The following is a 7727-nucleotide window of genomic DNA, read 5'->3' as shown; positions in this document are numbered from 1 at the left end:
TTTTAAATCACCCGCCCCCCACCTATCAAAACACAACTCGCAAAACACAGTTCCCACCCACCCCGCTATCCGCATCGGCCCGGGCGACGGCCGGGCCGGCGCCGGCGACCGCGCCGGCGGCGAGCGTCGCCACACAGAGACCGACGGCCGCGCCGGTGCGGGCGGCGCCCTGCGACCGTGGGCCGCTGCTCAGAAACGGAACGCGCATGACGAGACGACTCCTTTGCATCCCTCTGCAGGAGGCAGGCGGGGCGACAAATGAACGGACGGACGGGCGTGGGCGGGCGTGGGCGGGCGTGGAGCCCACGCGCGGGTTCGGGAGGGTGCGGGGCCGGCTCAGCCGGCGAGGCGGGCCACCTTGCGGGCGCTGAGGTCGATCACCAGGCTGCGGGTGTCGATCCACGGTCCGTTCTTGACCTTCGACAGCAGCCGTACGCAGCGGTGTTCGCCGCACTTGGCGAGGGCGGCCGGGCCGGCGCCCGGCGTCGCCCGGTACACCATGCTGGCGAGCTGCAGCTGGTCGGGGGAGGTGAGGGCCTTGCCGGTGGCGTCCTTGAAGTCGGCCTTGAGGCCGGCACCGAGCGGGTCGGCGATCAGCAGGGCGGCCGCCTCGTTCTGCTCGGCGGTGCCGAGCGGCGGCTGGACGCCGTGCTGGGAGCCGGTGGCCTCGACCTTGCCGGTGGCGAGGTTGACGGTCTTGGTGACGAGCGTGTCGGTCTTGTAGTCGTAGAAGGACACGTCCGCGCGCCGGGGCGCGTCGGGGTCGTCCACCTCGGCGGCCTCGGGGTCGGCGAGGTCCACGCCGAGGCGCTGGGGGCCGCGGTCGCCGTCCACGTCCCTCGCCGCGGTGAGGGGCTGCTGGTTGAGCGCGATCTTCTCGACGCGCGCGATCTCGTCGTCGGTCAGCGGGTCGCGCCCGGTGCCCTTGGCGCCCTCGGCGGGCGCGTCCTCGACGACGCCGGGGCGCACCGCCGCGGTGTCCCCCTGCCGCCCGTCGGCCGCCTGCCCGGCGCTCTGTCCGTTCCCGCTGCCTCCCTTGTCGTCCGCCCCCGCCGTGCCCGGGAGGGTGATCCCGACCATCACGGCCGTCGCGGCCACCGCTATGGCCGTACCCGCCACCACCTTGCCCAGGTGGCGGCGCACCGTCGTGCGCACAATCTCCCCCTACTCCCCCTGTTGCCCGGGAGTACGTCTGCCCCAATGGTCGTGCACGCGGCGTTCGTTTGTCTCCGCATGCACCGGTCATCGGGTAAGAGGGGCGTAAGTCACGCGTGGTTCCCTCAGATTCCGGGAGACTCGGGCGGCAAGGCGACCCCGCCGCGGCGGCACACCTGAAAGAGTCGTATCCATGCAGGTCTGGCCTGGAGAGGCGTATCCCCTCGGTGCCACGTACGACGGCGCCGGCACGAACTTCGCGGTCTTCACGGAGGCCGCGGACCGAGTAGAGCTGTGTCTGCTGCACGACGACGGCTCGGAGACGGCGGTGGAACTACGGGAGAGCGACGCGTTCGTCCGGCACGCGTACGTGCCGGGCATCATGCCGGGGCAGCGGTACGGCTTCCGGGTGCACGGCCCCTACGACCCCGGTCGCGGGCAGCGCTGCAACTCGGCGAAGCTGCTGCTCGACCCCTACGCGAAGGCGGTGGCCGGCGCGATCCGGTGGGGCGAGGAGGTGTACGGCTACCACTTCGGCGCGCCCGAGCGGCGCAACGACCTCGACTCGGCGCCGCACACGATGACGTCGGTGGTGGTCAACCCGTACTTCGACTGGGGCGACGATCGCAGGCCGCGCACCGACTACCACCAGACGGTGATCTACGAGGCGCACGTCAAGGGTCTGACGATGCGCCACCCGGGGCTGCCCGAGGAGCTGCGCGGCACGTATGCGGCGCTGGCGCACCCGGCGGTCCTCGAACACCTGACGGAGCTCGGGGTGACAGCCCTGGAGCTGATGCCGGTGCACCAGTTCGTCAACGACCACCGGCTGGTCGACATGGGGCTGAACAACTACTGGGGCTACAACACGATCGGCTTCTTCGCCCCGCACAACGCGTACGCCTCCTGGGGCGACCGCGGCCAGCAGGTGCTGGAGTTCAAGTCGGCGGTGCGGGCGCTGCACGAGGCGGGCATCGAGGTCATCCTCGACGTGGTCTACAACCACACCGCCGAGGGCAACCACCTGGGCCCGACGCTGTCCTTCCGGGGCATCGACAACCCCTCCTACTACCGGCTGTCGGACGACCCCCGCTACTACACGGACACCACCGGCACCGGTAACTCGCTGCTCATGCGGTCTCCGCACGTACTGCAGATGATCATGGACTCGTTGCGGTACTGGGTGCTGGAGATGCACGTCGACGGGTTCCGCTTCGACCTCGCGGCGACCCTGGCGCGCCAGTTCCACGAGGTGGACCGGCTGTCGTCGTTCTTCGACCTGGTCCAGCAGGACCCGGTGGTGTCCCAGGTGAAGCTGATCGCGGAGCCGTGGGACGTGGGCGAGGGCGGTTACCAGGTGGGGAACTTCCCGCCGCTGTGGACGGAGTGGAACGGCAAGTACCGCGACACCGTGCGGGACGTGTGGCGGGGCGAGGCGCGGGCGGTGGGCGAGTTCGCGTCCCGGCTGACCGGCTCGTCCGACCTGTACCAGGACGACGGACGGCGTCCGCTGGCCTCGATCAACTTCGTGACCTGCCATGACGGGTTCACCCTGCACGACCTGGTCTCCTACGACGACAAGCACAACGAGGCCAACGGGGAGGACAACCGGGACGGCGAGAGCCACAACCGGTCCTGGAACTGCGGCGTGGAGGGCGACACCGACGATCCCGGGGTGCTGGGGCTGCGGGCCCGGCAGATGCGTAACTTCGTCGCCACGCTGATGCTCTCCCAGGGCGTGCCGATGCTCAGCCACGGGGACGAGTTCGGGCGCACCCAGAAGGGCAACAACAACGCCTACTGCCAGGACAGCGAGCTGGCCTGGGTCGAGTGGCCGCAGGAGGGCAGCGAGCTGCTGGACTTCACGCGCGCGCTGGTGCGGCTGCGCAGGGAGCATCCCGTCTTCCGGCGGCGCCGCTTCTTCCACGGGCGGCCGGTGGAGGGCACCCATGACGAGCTGTCGGACATCGCCTGGTTCACGCCCGGCGGGACGGAGATGGCGCAGCGGGACTGGGACCGGGCGCAGGCGTCCGCGCTGTCGGTGTTCCTCAACGGCAACGCGATCTCCGAGCCGGGTCCGCGCGGCGAACGGATCACCGACGACTCCTTCCTGCTGATGTTCAACGCGACCCCCAAGACGCTGGAGTTCACGGTGCCGGTCGACCACGGACGGCAGTGGCAGGTGGTCGTGGACACGGCGGACCCGGCGTCCGTGGCGGCGGGGGCGGGCGCCAAGGTGCAGGCGGGAGCCCGGCTGACGCTGCCCGACCGGAGCATGACGGTGCTGCAGCGGCCGACATAGGCAGCCCCCGGCGGCACGGGGGGCCGCGCGGGCGGCCTGGGGGCGACGGGCCCCCACGGGGGCAGCGGCGGACCGGCACGGGGGCGGCGTGGGGGCGGGCGCCGGGCCCGCGCGAGGGGGGACCCGGCCCCACCCCCTGGGGGAAGGCGGTGACACGAATCGCGGCAGGGCGGGTACGTAGGGTGTCATGACCCCTGAGCGACGTGACGCCCCCGTTCCCGTGCCGCCCACGGCGACCTACCGCCTGCAGCTGCAGCCCGGGTTCCCCTTCGGGGCCGCGGCGGCGGCCGTGCCGTACCTGGCCTCGCTCGGCGTCTCGCATCTGCATCTCTCCCCCGTCCTGGAGGCCGTGCCGGGCTCCCTGCACGGCTACGACGTCACCGACCCCACGCGCGTGCGTGCGGAGCTGGGCGGGGAGGAGGGACTGCGGGCGCTGGCGGGCGCCGCGCGGGAGCACGGCCTCGGCCTGGTGGCGGACATCGTGCCGAACCACATGGCGATGGCCCCGCGCCACAACCGCCCCCTGTGGGAGGTGCTGCGGGAGGGCCCCGACTCGCCCTACGCGCGCTGGTTCGACATCGACTGGGAGGCGCAGGACGGCCGGATGCTGCTGCCGGTGCTCGGCGGTCCCGTCGGCGGGGAGCTGGGACGCCTGCGGGTGGACGGCGACGTCCTGCGCTACCACGAGCACGCCTTCCCGCTGCGCGAGGGCACCGGCGAGCTGCCGCTGCCGCAGTTGCTGGACGCCCAGTGGTACCGCCTCGCCTGGTGGCGGCTGGCCCGCACGGAGCTGAACTACCGGCGCTTCTTCAGCATCTCGGAGCTCATCGGGGTGCGGGTGGAGGACCCGGTGGTGTTCGAGGCCACCCACGGCACGATCCTGCGGCTGCTGCACGAGGGCGTGCTCGACGGGCTGCGCGTGGACCACCCGGACGGCCTCGCCGACCCGGACGGCTACCTGGAGCGGCTGCACGGGGCGAGCGGCGGCCGGTGGACGGTCGTCGAGAAGATCCTCGCGGACGGGGAGCGGCTGCCGGATTGCTGGCCCGTCGCCGGCACGACCGGCTACGACGCCCTGCGCCGCGTCGACGGCCTGTTCACGGACCCCGCCGGGGCCGCCGAACTGCTGACCCGCTACCGGCGCTTCGCGGCCCCGCAGACGGACCGGGGCGGCGACTGGGCGGCGACCGTGCGGCGGGCGGCCCACGAGGTGATCTCGCACGAGCTGGCGGCCGAGACGGACCGGCTGACGCGCACCGCCTCGCGCGTGTGCGCCGCGTCGCCCGACCCCGCGCTGCGCGACCGCGCGCCCTGGGCGCTGCGCAGGGCCCTGGTGGAGCTGCTGGTCCGCATGGAGGTCTACCGGCCCTACGCCTCGGGCGACCCGGCGGCCGTCGTCACCGAGGCGGCGGCCGAGGAGGCCCGGCAGGCGTTCGCGGTGCCCGAGGAGGCGGGCGCGGTCGACGCGGTGCGAGGGCTGGTGCTCGGCGGGGAGGGCGGGGCGGGGGCGGAGCTGCGGGCGCGGTTCGCGCAGACGTCGTCCGCGCTGCGCGCCAAGTCGGTGGAGGACACGGCGTTCTACCGGTACGTGCCGCTGCCCGCGGCGAACGAGGTGGGCGGCGACCCCGGCTCCCCCGGCGTGTCGCCGGCCGCCTTCCATGCGTACTGCGCGCGCGTGCAGCGCGACTGGCCGGCCACCGGGACGGTCGTGTCGACGCACGACACCAAGCGCAGCGCCGACGTGCGCACCGCGCTCGCCGTGCTCACCGAGTGCCCGGAGCGCTGGTCCGGCGTCCTGGAGGAGGTCACCCGCACGCAGGAGGCGGCGGTGGACGGGCAACTGGCGTGGGCGGCCTGGCAGACGGTCTTCGGGCTCGGCCCGGCGGATGCGGAGCGTGTGCAGGAGGCCGTGCTCAAGCACGCGCGCGAGGCGGGCCTGTACACGAGCTGGACGGAGCAGGAGCCGCCGTACGAGGACGCGGTGGCCGCGTTCACGGCGACGGGACCGTGCGGGCCGCCCGGTGAGCGGGTGGCCGCGCTGCGCCGCACGCTGGCCCCGCACATCCGGGCGAACGTGCTCGGCACGGCGTTGGTGCATCTGACGATGCCGGGCGTGCCGGACGTCTATCAGGGCGCCGAGTGCGAGTCCCGGACGCTGGTCGACCCGGACAACCGGCGCCCGGTGCGCTTCCCGCCCGCGGAGCCCGACACCAAGGCGGCCGTGACCGAGGCGGCGCTGTGGCTGCGCCGGCGGCGCCCGGACGTCTTCGGGGAGTCGGCGACGTACGAGCCGCTGCCCGCCGAAGGAGCGGCGGCGGACCACTGTCTGGCGTTCGCGCGCTCGGGCCGGGCGGTCACGGCGGTCACCAGGCTGTCGCTGCGGCTGGCTGAGGCGGGCGGCTGGCGGGAGACGCGGCTGGCGCTGCCGCCGGGGCGCTGGGCGGACGTGCTGGCCGGGGAGCGGGAGTTCAGCGGCCACGCGCGCGTGGCCGACCTGTTCGAACGGCTGCCGGTGGCGCTGCTGGAGCGGGTCGGCTGACGCGGCGCGCCGGCGGCGGAGCGGGCGGCTTCACGACGGACGCCCGGAGATCCGCAGCACGCGCCCCGACGGCGGAACCGGCAGCCGCGCGACGGACGGCCGGAGATCCGGGGCGCGGCCCGGCGGCGGGATCGGCGGCCGCGCGACGGCGGACGGCGTGCACGTCCGCGCGGGCGTCGAACACCCGCGCTCCGGGCCGGGCGGTCGGCTCGCCCCTCTCCGCCGACCCGCGCTTCGAGCGCCCCTGGAGCCTGCCCGCGGGCGTTCTTGACAGTTCACAAGGACCGTGGGGTACTGCGGGGGCGAAGGCCGGGCGGACGAATACGGGGGTGAGTCTCCTGCCGGAGCTGCGCTACCCCACGGTGACCGAATTGACCTCTTCTGCCCGGGCTCTGGCCGCGCGCCAGCCCGGCACGTGCACGCTGCGCCAGGTGGGGGTGTCCCGTGCGGGCCGGCCGCTGCACCTGCTGTCCGTGGGCCACGCCCGGCGGGCCGTGCTGGTCGTCGCGGGCGCCCACGCCAACGAGCCGACGGGGGGGTGCACGCTGCTGGCGCTCGCCGAACGGGTGCTCCACGAACGCGAGCTGCGCGACGGCACGTCCTGGCACTTCCTGCTCTGCGCGGACCCCGACGGGGCGAGTCTGCACGTCACTCCCGCGCCCCGCAGTCTGCTGGAGTACCACCTCGGCTTCTTCCGTCCGGCGGGCCCGGAGCAGCCCGAGTGGTCCCCTGCGGTCCTGCCGCCGGACCGCCTGCCGCCCGAGACGCGCGCGCTGACCCGCGTCATCGACGAGCTGCGCCCCTACCTCCAGGTGACCCTGCACGGGACCGACCTGGGCGGCAGCTGGGTGCAGCTGACGAAGGACATCCCGGGGCTGGCCGAGCCCTTCGCCAAGTCCGCCGCGCAGCTGCACATCCCGGTCGAGACGGGAGCCTCCGACGCGGCGGGGTGGCCGGCGTCCGGGCCCGGGGTGCACGTGATGCCCGCCGTCGGCGCGGCGGCCGCCTACCCGAGCATGCCCGACGACGCCCGGCACAGCACCTGGTACCACGCGCACCGCTACGGCGGTCTGACGGCGGTGGTGGAGGTCCCGATGTGGGCGAGCGACATGGTGGACGACCCCGCACCGCACCCCGCTCCGGCCGCGGCGATCCGACGGCTGGCGCGGCGGCTGCTGCGGGACGCGACGGAGGTGGAGCGGGTGCTCGTCGAGGTGCTGCCGCGGCTGGAGGGCGTCGACGGGCCGCTGCTGCGGGCGGCTCGATGGGCGCTGGAGCTGGCGCCCGGGCTGGCCGCTGACTGGACCCACACCCCGCCGGCCGACACGACGATGGCGTACGTCGGCAGCGTGGACGCGTTCGCCCGTCGGCTGCCGCTGCGGGCGGCCGCGATGCTGTGGCGGGTGCTGCAGGAGTACGACGACGACGCGGCTCCGCGGCTCGAGCGGCTCGTCGCCACCTGGAGCGACGCCTTCGCCGACCGCTTCCGCGCCCGCTGGGTCCCCCTGGAGCACCAGGTCGAGCACCAGTCCCGGACGGTCGTCGCCGCCGCCCTGCACGCCCGGCACCGGGCGGCGTAGCCGCGGACGCCCGGCAGACGCGGCGAACGTGCGCTGAGTCGGCGGACGCGGCGAGGGACGGCGAACGTGGGCGGGGGTCGGCGGACGCGGCGAGGGGGTGCGGTCCCGGCGGCGGTCCGCCCGCGGCCGGGGCGGCCCCGGGAGCGCGGGC

The 7727-nt window shown here is 74.4% G+C and carries 4 protein-coding genes; 3 read left to right on the top strand and 1 reads right to left on the bottom strand.

The features are described from left to right. Positions 1 to 336 precede the first annotated feature (336 nt). Positions 337 to 1155 (bottom strand): Tat pathway signal sequence domain protein, encoded by an 819-nt coding sequence (locus ABT300_RS38915; protein ID WP_351686360.1) that lies wholly within the window; start codon positions 1153 to 1155, stop codon positions 337 to 339. Between the two features lie 193 nt (positions 1156 to 1348). Here ABT300_RS38915 and glgX point away from each other — a divergent pair, with 193 nt between their 5' ends. From glgX to ABT300_RS38900, 3 genes are all read left to right on the top strand, one after another. Continuing rightward, positions 1349 to 3457 carry a glycogen debranching protein GlgX gene (glgX, locus tag ABT300_RS38910; protein ID WP_351686357.1) on the top strand — a complete coding sequence of 703 codons (2109 nt, stop codon included), beginning with the start codon at positions 1349 to 1351 and terminating at the stop codon, positions 3455 to 3457. 187 nt (positions 3458 to 3644) lie between these two features. Continuing rightward, positions 3645 to 5996 carry a malto-oligosyltrehalose synthase gene (gene treY / locus ABT300_RS38905; RefSeq protein ID WP_351686354.1) on the top strand — a complete coding sequence of 784 codons (2352 nt, stop codon included), beginning with the start codon at positions 3645 to 3647 and terminating at the stop codon, positions 5994 to 5996. A 329-nt stretch (positions 5997 to 6325) separates the two neighbouring features. Beyond that, positions 6326 to 7576, top strand: coding sequence for a M14 family zinc carboxypeptidase (locus ABT300_RS38900; RefSeq protein WP_351686352.1), 1251 nt, complete (start codon positions 6326 to 6328; stop codon positions 7574 to 7576). Positions 7577 to 7727 lie beyond the last annotated feature (151 nt).

This window comes from Streptomyces sp. NPDC001027 (genome assembly GCF_040299045.1).
In the GTDB taxonomy this organism is placed as follows: Bacteria; Actinomycetota; Actinomycetes; order Streptomycetales; family Streptomycetaceae; genus Streptomyces.
The sequence above is the reverse complement of the archived record's forward strand: the minus strand, read 5'-3'. Positions and strand labels throughout refer to the sequence as shown.

What these genes read in the sequence shown, in the direction of transcription:
- treY (WP_351686354.1), top strand. Translation starts at nt 3,645, where the DNA reads ATGACCCCTGAGCGACGTGACGCCCCCGTTCCCGTGCCGCCCACGGCG.
- glgX (WP_351686357.1), top strand. Translation starts at nt 1,349, where the DNA reads ATGCAGGTCTGGCCTGGAGAGGCGTATCCCCTCGGTGCCACGTACGAC.